General features: G+C 48.6%; 16 protein-coding genes. 15 read left to right on the top strand and 1 reads right to left on the bottom strand.

Annotated elements, in window-relative coordinates; all coding sequences use genetic code 11:
• Positions 1–51 precede the first annotated feature (51 nt).
• From cobA to NYE38_RS08050, 4 genes are all read left to right on the top strand, one after another.
• Positions 52–825, top strand: coding sequence for a uroporphyrinogen-III C-methyltransferase (gene cobA / locus NYE38_RS08035; protein ID WP_007409740.1), 774 nt, complete (start codon positions 52–54; stop codon positions 823–825).
• The gene (locus tag NYE38_RS08040) at positions 826–1,611 is read left to right on the top strand and encodes a sirohydrochlorin chelatase (RefSeq protein WP_340802830.1); all 786 of its coding nucleotides are present in this window, start codon (positions 826–828) and stop codon (positions 1,609–1,611) included.
• On the top strand, positions 1,592–2,080 hold the full coding sequence (locus NYE38_RS08045; RefSeq protein WP_063636631.1) for a bifunctional precorrin-2 dehydrogenase/sirohydrochlorin ferrochelatase: 489 nt from the start codon (positions 1,592–1,594) through the stop codon (positions 2,078–2,080). The genes NYE38_RS08040 and NYE38_RS08045 overlap by 20 nt, the downstream gene beginning before the upstream one ends.
• 93 nt (positions 2,081–2,173) lie before the next feature.
• Complete coding sequence (locus tag NYE38_RS08050; RefSeq protein ID WP_017417756.1) at positions 2,174–2,422, top strand: hypothetical protein; 249 nt, start codon at positions 2,174–2,176, stop codon at positions 2,420–2,422.
• Positions 2,423–2,503: 81 nt separating this feature from the next.
• Here the strand turns inward: NYE38_RS08050 and NYE38_RS08055 are convergent, their stop codons facing one another.
• On the bottom strand, positions 2,504–4,210 hold the full coding sequence (locus NYE38_RS08055; RefSeq protein WP_014417738.1) for an NFACT RNA binding domain-containing protein: 1,707 nt from the start codon (positions 4,208–4,210) through the stop codon (positions 2,504–2,506).
• 119 nt (positions 4,211–4,329) lie between these two features.
• Here NYE38_RS08055 and NYE38_RS08060 point away from each other — a divergent pair, with 119 nt between their 5' ends.
• The 11 genes from NYE38_RS08060 to rlmN all read left to right on the top strand — a co-directional run bounded on the left by NYE38_RS08060 (position 4,330) and on the right by rlmN (position 16,743).
• Positions 4,330–7,002 carry a calcium-translocating P-type ATPase, SERCA-type gene (locus NYE38_RS08060; protein ID WP_014417739.1) on the top strand — a complete coding sequence of 891 codons (2,673 nt, stop codon included), beginning with the start codon at positions 4,330–4,332 and terminating at the stop codon, positions 7,000–7,002.
• A gap of 81 nt (positions 7,003–7,083) precedes the next feature.
• Positions 7,084–7,959 carry a YicC/YloC family endoribonuclease gene (locus tag NYE38_RS08065; protein WP_014417740.1) on the top strand — a complete coding sequence of 292 codons (876 nt, stop codon included), beginning with the start codon at positions 7,084–7,086 and terminating at the stop codon, positions 7,957–7,959.
• Positions 7,960–8,035: 76 nt separating this feature from the next.
• Positions 8,036–8,305 carry an extracellular matrix/biofilm regulator RemA gene (remA, locus tag NYE38_RS08070; RefSeq protein ID WP_003154355.1) on the top strand — a complete coding sequence of 90 codons (270 nt, stop codon included), beginning with the start codon at positions 8,036–8,038 and terminating at the stop codon, positions 8,303–8,305.
• Between the two features lie 7 nt (positions 8,306–8,312).
• On the top strand, positions 8,313–8,927 hold the full coding sequence (gmk, locus tag NYE38_RS08075; RefSeq protein WP_003154347.1) for a guanylate kinase: 615 nt from the start codon (positions 8,313–8,315) through the stop codon (positions 8,925–8,927).
• 3 nt (positions 8,928–8,930) lie between these two features.
• Positions 8,931–9,134 (top strand): DNA-directed RNA polymerase subunit omega, encoded by a 204-nt coding sequence (gene rpoZ, locus NYE38_RS08080; protein ID WP_003154346.1) that lies wholly within the window; start codon positions 8,931–8,933, stop codon positions 9,132–9,134.
• A gap of 90 nt (positions 9,135–9,224) precedes the next feature.
• Positions 9,225–10,445: a bifunctional phosphopantothenoylcysteine decarboxylase/phosphopantothenate--cysteine ligase CoaBC gene (coaBC, locus tag NYE38_RS08085; protein ID WP_014417741.1), complete on the top strand. Its 1,221-nt coding sequence runs from the start codon at positions 9,225–9,227 to the stop codon at positions 10,443–10,445.
• The gene (gene priA / locus NYE38_RS08090) at positions 10,442–12,853 is read left to right on the top strand and encodes a primosomal protein N' (RefSeq protein WP_017417759.1); all 2,412 of its coding nucleotides are present in this window, start codon (positions 10,442–10,444) and stop codon (positions 12,851–12,853) included. The genes coaBC and priA overlap by 4 nt, the downstream gene beginning before the upstream one ends.
• A gap of 24 nt (positions 12,854–12,877) precedes the next feature.
• Positions 12,878–13,360 carry a peptide deformylase gene (gene def / locus NYE38_RS08095; protein WP_014417743.1) on the top strand — a complete coding sequence of 161 codons (483 nt, stop codon included), beginning with the start codon at positions 12,878–12,880 and terminating at the stop codon, positions 13,358–13,360.
• Between the two features lie 4 nt (positions 13,361–13,364).
• Complete coding sequence (gene fmt, locus NYE38_RS08100; RefSeq protein ID WP_106067968.1) at positions 13,365–14,318, top strand: methionyl-tRNA formyltransferase; 954 nt, start codon at positions 13,365–13,367, stop codon at positions 14,316–14,318.
• Positions 14,305–15,648 (top strand): 16S rRNA (cytosine(967)-C(5))-methyltransferase RsmB, encoded by a 1,344-nt coding sequence (gene rsmB, locus NYE38_RS08105; protein WP_003154341.1) that lies wholly within the window; start codon positions 14,305–14,307, stop codon positions 15,646–15,648. The genes fmt and rsmB overlap by 14 nt, the downstream gene beginning before the upstream one ends.
• Before the next feature lie 3 nt (positions 15,649–15,651).
• Positions 15,652–16,743, top strand: coding sequence for a 23S rRNA (adenine(2503)-C(2))-methyltransferase RlmN (rlmN, locus tag NYE38_RS08110; protein ID WP_017417761.1), 1,092 nt, complete (start codon positions 15,652–15,654; stop codon positions 16,741–16,743).
• Positions 16,744–16,745: the final 2 nt, after the last annotated feature.

Genomic DNA, 16,745 nt, shown 5'->3' on the forward strand with positions numbered 1-16,745 from the left:
GGCCTCGCGGCTGTTCTGGGAAGATTTCAAAACGGATCGGGGAGACATGCTATGGGGAAAGTATTTATCGTTGGAGCCGGTCCGGGAGATCCGGACTTATTAACGGTGAAGGCAATGAAAGCCATACAGAAAGCGGACGTTATATTATATGACAGATTGGTAAGCAAAGAGATTTTACAGTATGCCGGAGAAGAAGCGGATCTGATTTACTGCGGCAAGCTCCCGGATTTTCACATTATGAAACAGGATACGATCAACCGTTTCCTTGTGAAGTATGCGAAAAAAGGAAAAACCGTTGTAAGGCTAAAGGGGGGCGACCCGTTTGTTTTCGGCCGCGGAGGCGAAGAAGCGGAGGCTCTCGCGCAAAACGCCATTCCGTTTGAGATCGTTCCCGGCATTACATCAGGAATCGCGGCTGCTGCTTATGCCGGCATTCCCGTGACGCACAGAGAGGCGAGCTCCAATGTCGCATTCGTTACGGGGCATTATAAACAAGAAGACGACTTTGAAGAAAAATGGAAAGCGCTGGCGACGGGTATTGATACGCTGGTGATTTATATGGGAATTAAAAATATCCGGCAGATTGAAAGAATGCTGCTGGAAAACGGCAGAGACGCCGGCACCCCGGCAGCCTTTATTCATTGGGGAACGACGGACAGGCAAAAAACAGTCGTCTGCACCGTCGGCACGCTTTCAGACACAGTGATAAAAGAAGAAATCAAAAACCCGAGCTTAATTGTTATCGGTGATGTCGTCAATTATCACTGCAAACTGGACTGGTATGCATCTGAACAGAAAAATCTGGATTTGAGCGAGGCGTTGTAAATGAAGCAGGCGATTTTATACATCGGGCACGGAAGCAGGCTGAAAAAAGCGCAGACAGAGTCGGCGGCGTTTTTAAAAGGGTGCATGCCGCACGCTGACGCTCCCATTCAGGAAATCTGTTTTTTAGAACTGCAGGAACCGTCTATTGAAGCGGGATTTGAAGCATGTGTCAGACAAGGCGCCACTCATATTGCGGCCGTGCCTTTGCTGCTGTTGACCGCTGCCCACGCAAAACATGACATTCCGGCTGAAATCGCCCGTGCGGCGGCCCTGCATCCCGATATAAAAGTGACATATGGTGTTCCGATCGGAGTGGACGATGAAGTCGTAAAAGCGGTGCATCATCGCATTGAAGATACCGGAGTGCCCATTGAGCAGGCGAAAGTGGTGCTGATCGGAAGAGGAAGCACAGATCCGGCGGTTAAACATGCCGTCAGTAAGATTGCCGGAAAACTTGAGGCGATTACACCTGTTAAAGAAGTCATCCCTTGTTTTTTAACAGCATGTGACCCGCACTATAAAGAAGTGTTTGCCGGCCTTGAAGAGGATGACGGAGCACCCGTTTTTATCGTTCCATATCTTCTGTTTACCGGGCTTTTAATGACTGAGATTGAACGGGAAGTTCAAAAGCTTCAAACGATCAATCAAAATGTTCATCTCGCTTCATACTTAGGTTTTCACCCGCATATTAAGCAGGCGTTTTTGAACCGTGTGTCAGAAGCTGTTCGAAACCCCGGCGGCCAGTTTGATTTTAAGGGGGGACAGTATGCTGCCTCTGCACATTAATCTAAGCGGAAAAAGAATTATCATCGCGGGCGGAGGCAATGTTGCCTTAAGAAGGCTCAAAACGGTGCTTCCGGAAGGCGCGGATATTACTGTAATCAGTCCCGATGCCCTGCCTGAAATGAAACAGCTGGCGGATGAAGGACGTATTCGCTGGGTTTCCCGTAAAATTGAAATGAAGGATCTCGCGCCCGCTTTTTTCATCATTGCCGCGACAAATGACCGCAGCGTGAATCAGGAGATAGCCGCGACCGCTTCTGAAACGCAGCTGGTCAATTGTGTAAGCGAGGCTGAACAGGGCAGCGTGTATATGCCGAAGATCATCCGCAAAGGTCGCATTCAAGTATCCGTATCAACAAGCGGCGCAAGCCCGGCACATACGAAAAGACTGGCTGAGGACATAGAGCCTCTCATTACTGCTGATTTGGCTGAAGAAGTGGATCGTTTATTTGAGAAAAGAAGAAGATCATAAAAAACACCTTGTCTGTCATCAGGCAGGGTATTTTTTATACTGTCCTGACAGTCCCCGAATGTGAACAATTCAAAACGAAAGCGGGCAGTTTGAATGTTATATGCCGACAAGCGGTCAGGATTGCGAAGTGACGCGGAATATTTATCTGGTCCCGATGCCGCCTGGATTCCGCCCGCATACAAAGGAAAGGTCAGAGACCCGCCCGGATGTGCTCAGGTTCGGCGAGGGAAGGTGACAGTATCCGCCGCCAAATCAGGTGTGACCGTTTTAATCAGAGACGGCCCCGGCGGATCAGGCAGACATGACGGGAAACTGATCAGATACTGTAAAGATCGGTTCTGACGGCTGGGAGAGTTTCGTCTCCGTTTATAAGTAATAAAAAACACCTCCAAGCTGAGTGCGGGTTTCAGCTTGGAGGTGCGTTTATTTTTTCAGCCGTATGACAAGGTCGGCATCAGGTGTGACAAATACGGTATGCTGGCTGTCATAGGTGACAAATCCGGGCTTTGCGCCGTTTGGCTTTTTCACGTGTCTGATTTTTGTATAATCAACGGGAACGGAGCCGGAATCTTTCGCCTTGGAAAAATAAGCGGCGATCGCAGCCGCCTCCAGTATGGATTGTTCATCCGGATCGCTGCTTTTAATCACAACGTGGGAACCGGGAATGTCTTTCGTGTGGAACCATAAATCATCCCTTGCGGCAGCTTTTGTCGTTAAGTATTCATTTTGTTTATTGTTTTTGCCGACAAGAATCGTCAATCCCCGTGAAGATTCATATTGCTCCAAAACAGGAACGTGCTGCTTCTGCTTTTTCTGTCCTCGCTGCTGTTTCGGTCGCAGATATTTGCCTTCCACAAGCTCTTCCCTTATTTCGTGAATATCCTTTGTGGAGGCGGAGGAGAGCTGCTGGATCAGCTGATCGAAATAAGCGATTTCCTCCTCGGCCAGACGGATCTGTTCTTTTACCACCTCGACGGAATTCTTAGCCTTTTGATACTTTGTAAAATACATCTGCGCGTTTTCTGACGGTGTTTTGTTCGGATTTAAAGGAATGGTCACTGTCTTACTTTCTTCATCATAATAATTGATGACTTCCGCTTCTTTGTCACCTTTTTTCAGCATATATAAATTCGCCGTCAGCAGTTCGCCGTATAGCTGGAATTCCTTCGCGTTCTCTGAGTAGTCGAGCGTCTTTTCCAGCTTTTTTATCTTATTGGCGTTCTTTTTCCGTTCATTTGCGACAAATCGCTCGAGATCCTGAGCCTGCTGTTTGACGCGGTCGCGTTCCGCCTTGCCGAAATAAAACCGGTCCAACAGCTCACTCAGTGAGTGAAAGGTGCGCTCCTCTCCGTTTACATGTGTGAGAGACAGGAGATAAAAGTATTCCTTTCCGCCGGCTGTTGTAATGTTTGGTGTAAACCTGCAATCTTTCACGGCATGGAACATTTCAATCAGCGTCTTCGGCAGCGTTATTTTGTTAGCGAGACCCGCTCTGTGAACGGCTTCTTTTGCAAACAGCGGAGAAACACCGGAGAAATGTCTGACGATCTGCTGGTCAAGCCGTCCTTCCTGAAAACTGAGATAACGCAAAACGTCTTCTTCGTCCGCGGCGAGCGGCGAAATTTTTTCCTGAGCGGGAGGAAGCTTGTAATCATAGCCCGGCAGAACGGTCCGGTAGCTGTTCATCGACGGAGATAAATGTTTCAGCCCGTCGATGATGGCTCCTTCTCCGTCAGTCAGGATAATATTGCTGTGCCGCCCCATAATTTCAACATACAGCGTTCTTACGGTTTCGTCGCCGATTTCATTTCTGCTTTTTATGCGGAATATCATAATCCGGTCTAATCCGGCCTGTTCTATTTTCTCAATAAATCCGCCTTCTATATGCTTTCTGAGCAGCGTACAAAACATCGGCGGCTCGCTCGGATTTTCATAGGCCTGATTCGTCATGTGCACCCGTGAATAGCTCGGATGCGCCGATAATAATAATTTATGGTTTTTTCCGTTAGCGCGGATATGGAATATCACATCGTGCTTAAAAGGCTGATGGACTCTCGTGATCCGGCCTCCGGCAATCCGGCTGTTTAATTCATGTGTCATTCCGTATGTAAACATGCCATCAAAAGACATATAAAACACCCTTTCCTTCTTCCTGCATTCGATAATTATAGCATGAAAAGGGACGAGTCAGAATAAGCTTGTTTACAGAGTGACATCTCTAAAGCGAGGCAGGGGAGTGGACGAGAAGAATGAAGTTTCATGAAATGGGACAAACCGATTTGCTGAAAGCAACAAATACGTCCATTAAACAGGGGTTGACCGAAAAAGAGGTGAAAAAACGCCTTGAAAAGCACGGGCCGAACGAGCTTCAGGAGGGCAAGAGGACACCGGCGATCGCCGTGTTTTTCGCCCAATTTAAAGATTTTATGGTGCTCGTGCTGCTGGCGGCAACCTTAATATCCGGGTTTTTAGGCGAATATGTAGATGCCGTAGCGATTATGGCGATTGTATTTGTCAATGGGGTTCTCGGTTTTTTTCAAGAGCGGCGGGCGGAAAAGTCTTTACATGCATTAAAAGAGCTGTCAACGCCGTATGTGTCAGCGTTGCGGGACGGGAGCTGGAAGAAAATTCAGTCCAAGGAGCTCGTTCCCGGCGATATCATGAAATTTTCAAGCGGCGACCGGATTGGCGCGGATGTGCGGATCGTTGAAGCGAAAAGCCTTGAAATTGAGGAATCGGCGCTGACCGGGGAATCAATTCCGGTGGTTAAACAAGCCGATAAATTGAGAAAGCCGGATGTTTCGTTAGGCGACATCAGCAATATGGCGTTTATGGGTACGATCGTAACGCGCGGCAGCGGTGTCGGCGTCGTTGTCGGTACAGGAATGAATACGGCAATGGGGAAAATCGCCGATATGCTGGAATCCGCCGGCAGCCTTTCAACACCGCTGCAGCGAAGACTTGAAGAGCTCGGCAAAATTTTAATTATCGTCGCGCTCCTTTTAACGGTATTGGTCGTTGCAGTCGGCGTCTTACAGGGACATGATCTTTACAGCATGTTTTTGGCCGGGGTGTCATTGGCCGTCGCCGCGATTCCGGAAGGGCTTCCCGCCATTGTTACGGTGGCATTATCAATCGGCGTCCAGCGCATGATCAAACAAAAATCAATTGTCAGAAAGCTCCCGGCGGTTGAAACATTGGGCTGCGCCTCTGTCATTTGTTCTGATAAAACCGGCACGCTGACACAAAACAAAATGACCGTCACCCATATGTGGTCAGGCGGCAAAATTTATAAAGTGTCGGGCATCGGCTATGTGCCGGAGGGCGTTTTCACTCGCGATGAGCGGGAAATCAAGCCGAAAGATGAGAAGATTCTTGAACAGATGCTGGTTTTCGGCGCGTTGTGCAACACATCTGAAATCTCACTGAAAGACGGCCGTTATGTACTCGACGGTGATCCGACAGAAGGAGCGCTGCTGACGGCTGCAAGAAAGGGCGGCTATTCAAACGATTGGCTCAGCGGGCAATACCGCGTGGTTGCCGAGTTTCCGTTTGACTCCGTCCGCAAAATGATGACCGTCATTATAGAGGATAAGGAAAAAAAGCAGTTCGTCATCACTAAAGGAGCGCCCGATGTGCTGATTGACCGCTCGTCACATCTGATGCACGGCGCAAGAAGTACGCCTTTTTCAGGAGAAAAGAAAGCAGAAACGGAAGCGGTTCTGAAAGAGCTGGCGTCGCAAGCTTTGCGTACGATCGCGATTGCTTATAAACCGCTTAAGCCCGGAGAAAAGCCGACAATGGAGCAGGCGGAAAAAAATCTGACGATGCTCGGCTTGTCAGGCATGATTGATCCGCCCCGTCCGGAGGTCAGACAGGCCATTAAAGAATGCCGTGAGGCCGGCATTAAAACGGTTATGATCACAGGAGATCACGTCGAAACGGCAAAGGCCATTGCAAAAGATTTGCGTCTTCTTCCGAAAAAGGGGCGTGTGATGGACGGCAAGACGCTGAATGAGCTTACGGAGAAAGAACTTATCGAAACGGTCGATGATGTCTACGTCTTCGCACGCGTGTCACCTGAACATAAATTGAAAATCGTCAAAGCGTTTCAGGAAAACGGACACGTCGTCGCCATGACGGGAGACGGGGTTAATGACGCGCCGGCCATAAAGCAGGCAGATATCGGTGTTGCCATGGGCGTGACGGGAACGGATGTGGCAAAGGAAGCCTCTTCTCTCATTCTGGTGGATGATAACTTTGCTACGATTAAATCAGCCATAAAAGAGGGACGGAATATCTATGAAAATATAAGAAAATTCGTCCGATATTTGCTCGCCTCCAACGTCGGTGAAATTTTAGTGATGCTGTTTGCGATGCTTCTCGCTCTGCCGCTGCCGCTCGTTCCGATTCAGATATTGTGGGTGAACTTAGTCACTGACGGGCTGCCGGCGATGGCCCTCGGTATGGATCAGCCGGAAGGAGATCTGATGAGGCGGAAGCCGCGGCATCCGAAAGAAGGAGTGTTTGCGCGAAAACTGGGCTGGAAAGTCGTATCAAGAGGGTTTTTAATCGGAGCCGCAACCATTTTAGCGTTTATCATCGTCTATCACCGCAATCCTGAAAATCTGCCCTACGCACAGACCGTTGCATTCGCGACTCTTGTCCTGGCTCAGCTTATACACGTGTTTGACTGCCGGAGCGAAACGTCTGTTTTCTCCCGGAATCCGTTTGAAAATATCTATCTGCTCGGCGCCATCATTTCTTCTATCTTCCTGATGGTCATCGTCATCTATTATCCGCCGCTGCAGCCGATTTTCAAAACAGTGCCGATTACGCCGGGCGATTGGATGCTGATTATCGGGATGTCGGGCATACCTACTTTTTTGCTGGCGGGTTCACTTTTGACAAGAAAAAAATAATTCCATATGATATAATCTTAGGGGTAATAGCATGTCTATTGCCCTTTTATTTTGATAACGGGAAAGAATTGGGTGTTTCATATGATACGGAGTATGACAGGCTTCGGCAGCGCAAGCAGCACAAAAGGCGATCTCTCGGCAACCGTTGAATTGAAATCCGTCAATTACCGGTTCAAAGAAGTGAACGCCCGCCTGCCACGGCCTTTGCTATATGTAGAGGATAAGCTGAAACAAACGATATTGCAGCATATACAGCGCGGAAGAGTAGAGCTGTTTCTCACTGTAAACAGTGACGCGCTCATAAAAAGAAGCCTGAACATCGATTGGGAGCTCCTTGATGAATATGTGAGCGCCGCACGCGTCATGAAAGAGCGCTACAGCCTGGCCGCAGAACCCGATGCAATGGATTTCTTTAAATTTGAACATATTGCGCAGATACACGAAGAACAGATGCGTGATGACAAGCTTGAAGAAGTCATCAGGGAAGCCGCTGAGCTGGCTGTAAAGGAACTTTGTGACATGAGGGAAAAAGAAGGACGGCTTTTGGCGGAAGACTGCTTTCTGCACATTGAGCGGCTTGAGACGCTGTCCGAACAGGTGAAAGAGCGCGCTTCGGCCGTTGTTATTCAATACCGCGAGCGTCTTTACGCCCGAATGAAGGAATGGACGGAGGACGCACTCGACGAAAGCAGGCTGATCACGGAATGCGCCATTTTCGCCGACCGTTCTGATATCACGGAAGAAATTACCAGATTGAAGAGCCATTTTGTTCAATTCCGTGATATATTAAAAGAAGGCGGGGCAGTCGGCCGCAAACTTGATTTCCTTGTTCAGGAGCTTAACCGGGAAGCGAACACGATCGGCTCAAAAGCCAATGATCATCAAATCACAAAGCTTGTCGTTGAAATGAAAAGTTCTATTGAAAAATTGAAGGAACAAGTGCAAAATATAGAATAGCGACTGTGCGTATTGTTTACAGACGGTCTCTTCAGGTTACACTAGAGACGTCTATTTTACAGGGGGAACGTAGAAGATGACGATTAAACTGATTAATATCGGATTTGGCAATATCATCTCCGCCAATCGGATGATTTCGATTGTCAGCCCGGAGTCTGCGCCAATAAAGCGAATGATCCAGGATGCAAGAGACCGCGGAATGCTAATAGACGCTACATACGGACGAAGAACCCGTGCAGTTGTCGTCATGGATAGTGATCACATTATCTTATCTGCCGTCCAGCCTGAGACAGTTGCACACAGACTTTCTGTGAAAGAAGAAATTATGGATGAAGGGCAGGGGTAATTGCCGCATGAAAGAAAGAGGGTTATTAATCGTTCTCTCAGGTCCCTCCGGAGTTGGAAAAGGAACGGTTCGGCAAGCAATATTTTCACAACAGGACACAAAATTTGAATACTCAATTTCAGTCACGACGAGAAACCCGAGAGAGGGCGAGGTCGACGGCGTCGATTATTTCTTTAAATCTAGAGATGAATTCGAACGCATGATTGAAAACAACAAACTGCTTGAGTGGGCGGAATATGTCGGCAACTATTACGGAACGCCCGTTGATTATGTCGAACAGACGCTTCAAGAAGGAAAAGACGTCTTCTTAGAGATTGAAGTGCAGGGCGCGCTCCAAGTGCGGAATGCATTTCCGGAAGGCCTGTTTATCTTCTTAGCGCCGCCGAGTCTTTCTGAACTGAAAAACAGAATCGTGACAAGAGGGACTGAAACCGACGATTTAATCGAAAACAGAATGAATGCCGCAAAAGCTGAAATCGAAATGATGGACGCGTATGATTATGTCGTTGAAAACGACGATATCCAAACGGCTTGCGATAAGATTAACGCAATCGTTCTCGCCGAGCACTTAAAACGTGAACGCGTCGCTCCGAGATATAAGAAAATGCTGGAGGTAGAATAACTTATGTTAGATCCGTCAATTGACTCTTTAATGAATAAATTAGATTCTAAATATACGCTGGTGACCGTGTCTGCAAGACGCGCGCGTGAAATGCAGATCAAAAAAGACCAGCAGATTGAACATACCATTTCTCACAAATATGTAGGCAAAGCTTTAGAAGAAATTGACGCGGGCCTGCTTTCGTTTGAAAGAGAAGACAGCGAATAACAAGCACACGTAGCAACCTATCTCTACATAGGTTGTTATTTTTTTCCGTTTGGGATTTGTCCAATGCTTTCATAAAGGGGAGAAGACTTCATGAAAAACCGAAACATTCTGCTATGCGTAAGCGGAGGAATTGCCGTTTATAAAGCTTCCGCACTCACGAGCAAGCTGGTTCAGGCCGGCGCAAACGTCAAAGTGATTATGACTGAGTCCGCGCGTGAGTTTGTTTCTCCGCTGACATTTCAGGCGCTGAGCCGGAATGAAGTGTATACAGATACATTTAATGAACAAAATCCGAAGGTGATTTCTCATATTGATGCCGCTGACTGGGCGGATTTAATTATTGTCGCGCCCGCTACGGCAAATATCATCGGCAAGCTTGCCAACGGAATTGCTGACGATATGCTCACAACGACGGTGCTGGCGGCTGAGGCCCCGGTCTGGGTGGCGCCTGCGATGAATGTCCATATGTATGATCATCCGGCGGTGAAACGGAATATCTCTGTGCTTTATCAGGACGGGGTCCGCTTTATCGAGCCGAGTGAAGGCTATTTGGCATGCGGATATGTCGGCAAAGGAAGGCTGGAGGAGCCGGAGCTTATTGTTGAGCGTGTCAGAGAGCATTTTAAGGAGCCTGAAGACGATGCGCCGCTGAAAGGAAAACATATTGTCATTACGGCCGGTCCGACGCGCGAAGCCGTGGACCCTGTCCGCTTCTTCACAAATAAATCCACCGGCAAAATGGGCTACGCCGCTGCTGAAGCCGCCGTCCGTCTCGGAGCGCGGGTGACGCTGATTTCAGGTCCGGTGTCAATAGAGCCGCCAGTCGGGCTGTATCAGTTTCTTCCTGTGCAATCGGCAGCTGATATGAAAGAAGCCGTGCTTTCTGTGTTTGATTCATGCGACATGGTGATTAAGACGGCGGCCGTGGCCGATTTTACGCCGGCGGCTGTTTCTGATCACAAAATGAAGAAGAAAGACGGTTCGCTCGTGATCGAATTCAACCGTACGGCAGACATACTGAAAGAACTCGGCGAACGGAAAACACACCAGCTGCTGGTCGGATTTGCGGCTGAAACGCAAGACGTCGAACGCTATGCGCGCAGAAAACTCGAACAGAAAAACCTTGATATGATCGTTGCGAATAATGTGAAAGCGGAAGGGGCCGGATTTGGCACGGATACGAATGTCGTCACCTTCTATTTCCGGGACGGAAGAAAACGGGAGCTTGCGCTTATGTCTAAACTTGATGTTTCCTTTGAAATGCTGAAGGAAATGACCGCTTTGAAAGCCGAGGACCGAAAACCGGTATGAATGTAGCAGAAGTCATTGTCGATGTCAGCTCCAAAAACATTGACAGACCCTTTGATTACAAAATTCCCGATCATTTAAAAGGGATGATCGAAGTCGGCATGCGGGTGATTGTCCCGTTTGGCCCGCGCAAGCTTCAAGGATTTGTGACCGGTTTGAAAGATTCGTCTGAATTAAACGGCGGCTCAATGAAGGAAGTCGAGAAGCTTCTTGATTTGACGCCCGTTCTGACTGAGGAACTGATGCAGCTGTCTTCATGGCTTTCTGACAAAACGCTGTCGTTTAAAATCACGGCGCTTCAGGCAATGCTGCCCGCCGCACTGAAGGCGAAGTACGAGAAAGAGCTGAAAGTCGTTGACGAAGAAGCGCTGACACCGGACATCAAACAGCTTTTCAGGAATCAAAAAAGTCTTCTGTACTCGGATATTACCGATGAAAGCATTCTTTCGTCACTTCAGAAATTCGTGCGCAAAGGAAGCATTGATGTCACATATAAAGTCGCCCAAAAAACGAATAAAAAAATGATCCGCATGATCGAAGCGGGGGCAGACAAAGAAGAACTCGCCCGGCACGCAGGTTCATTGACAAAACAGGCTTCTAAACAGCTCGCCGTGCTTACTTATTTTATCGGCGGGGGAGCAAAGATTTCCGCGGCCGAGCTTTGCAAAAAGACCGATTCCAGTTCCGCGACGCTGAAAACGCTTCTTAAAAAGGGGCTTCTTACGGAAAGCTTTGAGGAGGTTTACCGCGATCCTTATCAGGACAGAATGTTCAAAAAAACAGAGCCGCTCTCTCTTACAGAAGAGCAGCAGGCCGCTTTTGAGCCGATTAAACAAGCCGTAGCCGATCATGTCCATCACGTCTTTCTGCTTCACGGCGTCACGGGAAGCGGCAAGACGGAAATTTACCTGCAATCCATTGAAAAAGTGCTGGCAAAAGGACAAGAAGCTATCGTGCTCGTTCCGGAAATCTCGTTGACACCGCAAATGGTCAACCGTTTTAAAGGCCGCTTCGGCTCGCAGGTTGCGGTCATGCACAGCGGATTATCCACAGGTGAAAAATACGATGAATGGCGGAAGATTCAGCGCAAGGAAGTCCGGCTTGTCGTCGGAGCCAGATCGGCCATCTTTGCCCCGTTTGAAAATCTCGGCATGATCATTATTGATGAAGAGCACGAATCTTCCTATAAGCAGGAGGAAATGCCGCGGTATCATGCAAAGGACGTAGCCATCCACCGGGCCGAGCATCACAGCTGTCCGGTCGTCCTCGGGAGCGCCACGCCGACATTGGAATCATTTGCGCGGGCGAAAAAAGGCGTTTATGAGCTGCTTCCGTTAAAACATCGCGTAAATCGCCAGCTCATGCCTGACGTTTCTCTCGTTGATATGAGAGAAGAACTGAGAAACGGCAACAGATCAATGTTTTCAAGAGAGCTGATGGAACAGCTGGAAGAGAAGCTTGCAAAAAAAGAGCAGGCCGTCCTTTTCCTGAATAAACGGGGGTATTCCTCGTTTGTGATGTGCCGGGACTGCGGTTATGTGCCGCAATGTCCGCATTGCGACATTTCAATGACTTATCACCGCTACGGACAAAGGCTGAAATGCCATTACTGCGGCCATGAGGAACCTGTCCCGGGAACATGCCCGGAATGCGGCAGCGAACATATCCGCTTTTTCGGCACGGGCACGCAGCGTGTGGAGGAGGAGCTTACCAAAGTGCTGCCTCAGGCGCGCGTGATCAGGATGGATGTGGACACCACTTCAAGAAAAGGCGCCCATGAAAAACTGTTGTCAGCGTTCGGTGAAGGGAAGGCGGATATCCTGCTCGGTACGCAAATGATCGCAAAAGGGCTTGATTTTCCGAACGTGACGCTCGTCGGAGTATTAAGCGCAGATACGACGCTTCACATCCCTGATTTCAGGGCTGCGGAGAAGACATTCCAGCTGCTGACGCAGGTAAGCGGACGGGCCGGGCGGCATGAAAAGCCGGGAACGGTGGTCATTCAAACGTATACACCGTCTCATTACAGCATTCAGCTGACGAAAACGCACGACTATGAAACTTTTTTTCAGCAGGAAATGGCGCACAGACGGGCCCAGTCATACCCGCCTTATTATTACGTGGCGCTGGTGACCGTTTCTCATGAAGAAGCGGCAAAAGCCGCGGTCACCGCAGAAAAGATTACAAACTATTTAAGAGCGGGATGCGGGCCTGATACGAAAATTCTCGGGCCGGCGGCTTCCCCGATCGCCAGGATCAAAGATAGATATCGCTATCAATGCGTGATAAAATACAGACAGGAAAACGAGTTGCAGATTCAGTTGAAAAAGATACTGGAGCACTATAAACGCGACATTGCGCAAAAGCATGTAATGATTTCAATCGATATGAATCCGTACATGCTGATGTAACATTAGTTTTTGGAGGGCAAAATTTTGGCTGTGAAAAAAATCGTCACACACCCGGCGGAGGTTCTGGAAACACCTGCCGAAGAAGTGACAGTGTTTGATAAAAAATTAAAAAAACTGCTTGATGATATGTACGATACGATGCTCGAAATGGATGGCGTCGGCCTCGCCGCGCCGCAAATCGGCATTTTAAAAAGAGCGGCCGTCGTGGACATCGGTGAAGAAAGCGGCCGGATCGACCTTGTAAATCCGGTTATTCTTGAAAAGAGCGGTGAACAGACCGGAGTCGAGGGCTGCTTAAGCTTTCCCGGGGTTTACGGCGATGTCACCCGCCCGGATTACGTAAAGGTAAAAGCCTATGACCGTAAAGGAAAACCGTTTATTTTAGAAGCGGAGGGTTTTTTGGCCAGAGCCGTTCAGCATGAAATGGATCATTTAGACGGCATTTTATTCACATCAAAAATTACGGCTTACTACACTGAAGAAGAACTGGCAGAAATGGAAGGATGATTGGATGACAAGGATCGTTTTTATGGGAACGCCCGACTTTTCAGTTCCCGTCCTGCGCACGCTTATTGAAGACGGATATGAAGTGGTTGGTGTCGTTACGCAGCCTGACCGCCCGAAAGGCAGAAAAAAAATCATGACGCCCCCTCCTGTAAAGGCTGAAGCTGAACGTCACGGCATTCCCGTGCTTCAGCCCGAAAAAGTAAGGCTCGAAGAAGAAATAGAAAAAGTGCTCAGCCTGAAGCCGGACCTGATTGTTACGGCGGCATTCGGACAGATCCTCCCCAAGCAGCTGCTGGACGGCCCGAAATACGGCTGTATCAACGTACACGCGTCACTATTGCCTGAATTAAGAGGCGGAGCGCCGATACATTATTCGATTCTCCAAGGCAAGAAGAAAACGGGCGTGACGATCATGTATATGGTTGAAAAGCTTGATGCGGGCGATATGATTTCTAAAATCGAAGTGGAAATTGATGAAACGGATAACGTCGGCACGCTTCACGACAAATTAAGCATAGCGGGGGCAAAGCTTTTGTCAGAGACCGTTCCGAACGTCATTTCCGGGAATATTAAACCGATCAAACAGGACGAATCAAAAGCGACTTACGCGCCTAACATTAAGCGTGAGCAGGAGCTGATTGATTGGGCAAAGCCCGGAGAAGAGATTTACAACCAGATCAGAGGTTTAAACCCTTGGCCTGTCGCCTATACAACTTTGAACGGTCAAAATATTAAAGTATGGGCTTCTGAAAAAGTTGCGGCAAAAACTGAAGCTGCGCCCGGAACAGTCATCCGCACGGAGCAAAACGGCATTGTCGTCGCATCAGGAAACAGCACAGCCCTTTTAATCACTGAGCTGCAGCCGGCGGGAAAAAAACGGATGAAGGGCGAAGATTTTGTAAGAGGCAAAAATGTGCAGCCCGGTGACGTGTTAGGAGAAGCAAATGAAGAAAATTAATGTCCGGGAGCTCGCCCTTGAAGCGCTTGAGAAGCTTGAGCAAAATCAGGCATACAGCAACCTGCTTCTTACATCGGTTATCAAAACGAACACGCTCAGCGATCAGGACAGAGGGCTGCTGACAGAGCTTGTCTACGGAACGCTGCAAAATAAAATCGCCTTAGACTATATGCTGAAGCCTTTTATCCGCAAGCCGAATAAGGTGAAGCCGTGGGTGATTCAGCTGCTTCGTCTGTCCGCGTATCAAATGGAGTATTTAGAAAAAATTCCGGATCGCGCCGCCATCCATGAAGCGGTTGAAATCGCCAAAAAACGCGGGCATAAGGGCATTGCGTCCTTTGTCAACGGCATCCTCCGCTCCCTGCAGCGTGAGGGGGCGCCGTCATTCGCTGAAATTGAAGACCCGGTTCTCCGTCTTTCCACAGAGACAAGCCATCCCGAATGGCTCGTAAAAGAGTGGGTCGAGGCGTACGGCTTTGAGGCGGCTGAAAAGATCTGCCGGATTCATCTCATTCCGCCGAAGCAGACGCTCCGTGTCAATCACATAAAGAGCGACAGGGAAACGGTGCTGAATGAGATGGAGAATGCCGGTCTGGAAGCAGAAGCCGGAGACCTTTCTCCTGATGCGATTAAGCTTTTAAAAGGAAGCATCGCGAACACGGCATTTTTCCAAAACGGCCGGGTATCCATACAGGATGAAAGCTCAATGCTTGTCGCGCGGGCGCTGGACCCGAAGCCGGGCGAAACCGTTTTAGACGCATGCGCCGCACCGGGCGGAAAGTCGGCTCACATTGCGGAACTGATGGAGAACGAGGGGAGCCTCACATCGCTTGATCTTCACCGCCATAAAGTGAAGCTGATTAAAGAGGGCGCAGAACGGCTCGGACTTACGATCATCGATGCACAAACGATGGATGCGCGAAAAGCGGGAGAGGCCTTTGGCGCAGAACGGTTTGACCGTATTCTCGTTGATGCCCCTTGCTCAGGTTTCGGCGTCATCAGAAGAAAACCCGATATGAAATATACGAAGACGCCGGAGGACAGCAGACGGCTGTCAGAAATCCAGCTCGGCATTTTAAGGGAAATCGCCCCATTAGTAAAAAAAGGTGGCACACTCGTATACAGTACGTGTACAATGGACCGGACAGAAAATGAAGAAGTTATGCATGCGTTTATACAAGAACACCCTGAGTTTGAACCCGATTTGTCTCTTGAAAAGCGGCTGCCTGAAAAGGCGAGACCCTTTGTTCAGGATGGAAGCCTTCAAATTCTTCCGCATTATTTCGGAACAGACGGTTTCTTTATTAGCAGCATGAGAAAGAAGGGATAAAAAATGACACAATTAAAAAAGACAAGCGTACGGAAAGAGCTGCGGACTGAGCAGCCGTCCATTTACTCTTTTGAATTAGATGAAATCAAACAATGGCTGACTGAGAATGGCGAAAAGCCGTTCCGCGCGGCACAGATTTTTGAATGGCTCTATGAAAAGCGGGTTTCTTCATTTGATGAAATGACAAACCTCTCAAAAAGCCTGCGTGAAAAACTCCAGAGCCATTTTGTGCTGACAACGCTGAAAACGGCTGTAAAACAGACATCTCAAGACGGCACGATGAAATTTTTATTTGAGCTTCATGACGGTTATACGATCGAAACGGTTTTAATGAGACACGAGTATGGTAATTCTGTATGTGTAACGACACAGGTCGGCTGCCGGATCGGCTGCACATTTTGCGCGTCAACGCTCGGCGGTCTGAAACGGAATCTTGAAGCGGGAGAAATCGTCGCTCAAGTCGTGAAAGTGCAAAAGGCGCTTGATGAAACGGATGAACGCGTCAGCTCAGTCGTGATCATGGGAATCGGTGAACCTTTTGATAACTTTAACGAAATGCTCGCTTTCTTGAAAATCATTAACCACGATAAAGGGCTGAACATCGGAGCGCGTCATATCACAGTTTCCACCAGCGGAATCATTCCGAAGATTTACGATTTCGCCGATCAAAAAATGCAGATCAATTTCGCGATTTCTCTGCATGCTCCGAATACGGAAATCAGAAGCCGTCTGATGCCGATTAACAAAGCCTATAAGCTTCCTGACCTTATGGAGGCCGTCAAATATTACATCGAGAAAACAGGCAGACGGATCAGCTTTGAATACGGGCTGTTCGGCGGCGTAAATGATCAGGTCGAACATGCAGAAGAGCTTGCAGAACTGTTAAAAGACGTGAAATGCCATGTCAATTTAATTCCGGTAAACTATGTGCCTGAACGGGATTACGTCCGCACACCGAGAGATCAGATTTTCGCATTCGAAAAAACGTTAAAATCCCGCGGTGTAAATGTCACGATCAGAAGAGAGCAAGGCCATGACATTGACGCGGCCTGCGGTCAGCTTCGCGCGAAGGAGCGTCAAGACGAGACGAGGTGAAG

The sequence above is a fragment of the Bacillus sp. EU63 genome (assembly GCF_038592915.1).
Lineage (GTDB): Bacteria > Bacillota > Bacilli > Bacillales > Bacillaceae > Bacillus > Bacillus velezensis.

What these genes read in the sequence shown, in the direction of transcription:
- cobA (WP_007409740.1), top strand. Translation starts at nt 52, where the DNA reads ATGGGGAAAGTATTTATCGTTGGAGCCGGTCCGGGAGATCCGGACTTA.
- NYE38_RS08040 (WP_340802830.1), top strand. Translation starts at nt 826, where the DNA reads ATGAAGCAGGCGATTTTATACATCGGGCACGGAAGCAGGCTGAAAAAA.
- NYE38_RS08045 (WP_063636631.1), top strand. Translation starts at nt 1,592, where the DNA reads ATGCTGCCTCTGCACATTAATCTAAGCGGAAAAAGAATTATCATCGCG.
- NYE38_RS08050 (WP_017417756.1), top strand. Translation starts at nt 2,174, where the DNA reads ATGTTATATGCCGACAAGCGGTCAGGATTGCGAAGTGACGCGGAATAT.
- NYE38_RS08055 (WP_014417738.1), bottom strand. Translation starts at nt 4,210, where the DNA reads ATGTCTTTTGATGGCATGTTTACATACGGAATGACACATGAATTAAAC.
- NYE38_RS08060 (WP_014417739.1), top strand. Translation starts at nt 4,330, where the DNA reads ATGAAGTTTCATGAAATGGGACAAACCGATTTGCTGAAAGCAACAAAT.
- NYE38_RS08065 (WP_014417740.1), top strand. Translation starts at nt 7,084, where the DNA reads ATGATACGGAGTATGACAGGCTTCGGCAGCGCAAGCAGCACAAAAGGC.
- remA (WP_003154355.1), top strand. Translation starts at nt 8,036, where the DNA reads ATGACGATTAAACTGATTAATATCGGATTTGGCAATATCATCTCCGCC.
- gmk (WP_003154347.1), top strand. Translation starts at nt 8,313, where the DNA reads ATGAAAGAAAGAGGGTTATTAATCGTTCTCTCAGGTCCCTCCGGAGTT.
- rpoZ (WP_003154346.1), top strand. Translation starts at nt 8,931, where the DNA reads ATGTTAGATCCGTCAATTGACTCTTTAATGAATAAATTAGATTCTAAA.
- coaBC (WP_014417741.1), top strand. Translation starts at nt 9,225, where the DNA reads ATGAAAAACCGAAACATTCTGCTATGCGTAAGCGGAGGAATTGCCGTT.
- priA (WP_017417759.1), top strand. Translation starts at nt 10,442, where the DNA reads ATGAATGTAGCAGAAGTCATTGTCGATGTCAGCTCCAAAAACATTGAC.
- fmt (WP_106067968.1), top strand. Translation starts at nt 13,365, where the DNA reads ATGACAAGGATCGTTTTTATGGGAACGCCCGACTTTTCAGTTCCCGTC.
- rsmB (WP_003154341.1), top strand. Translation starts at nt 14,305, where the DNA reads ATGAAGAAAATTAATGTCCGGGAGCTCGCCCTTGAAGCGCTTGAGAAG.
- rlmN (WP_017417761.1), top strand. Translation starts at nt 15,652, where the DNA reads ATGACACAATTAAAAAAGACAAGCGTACGGAAAGAGCTGCGGACTGAG.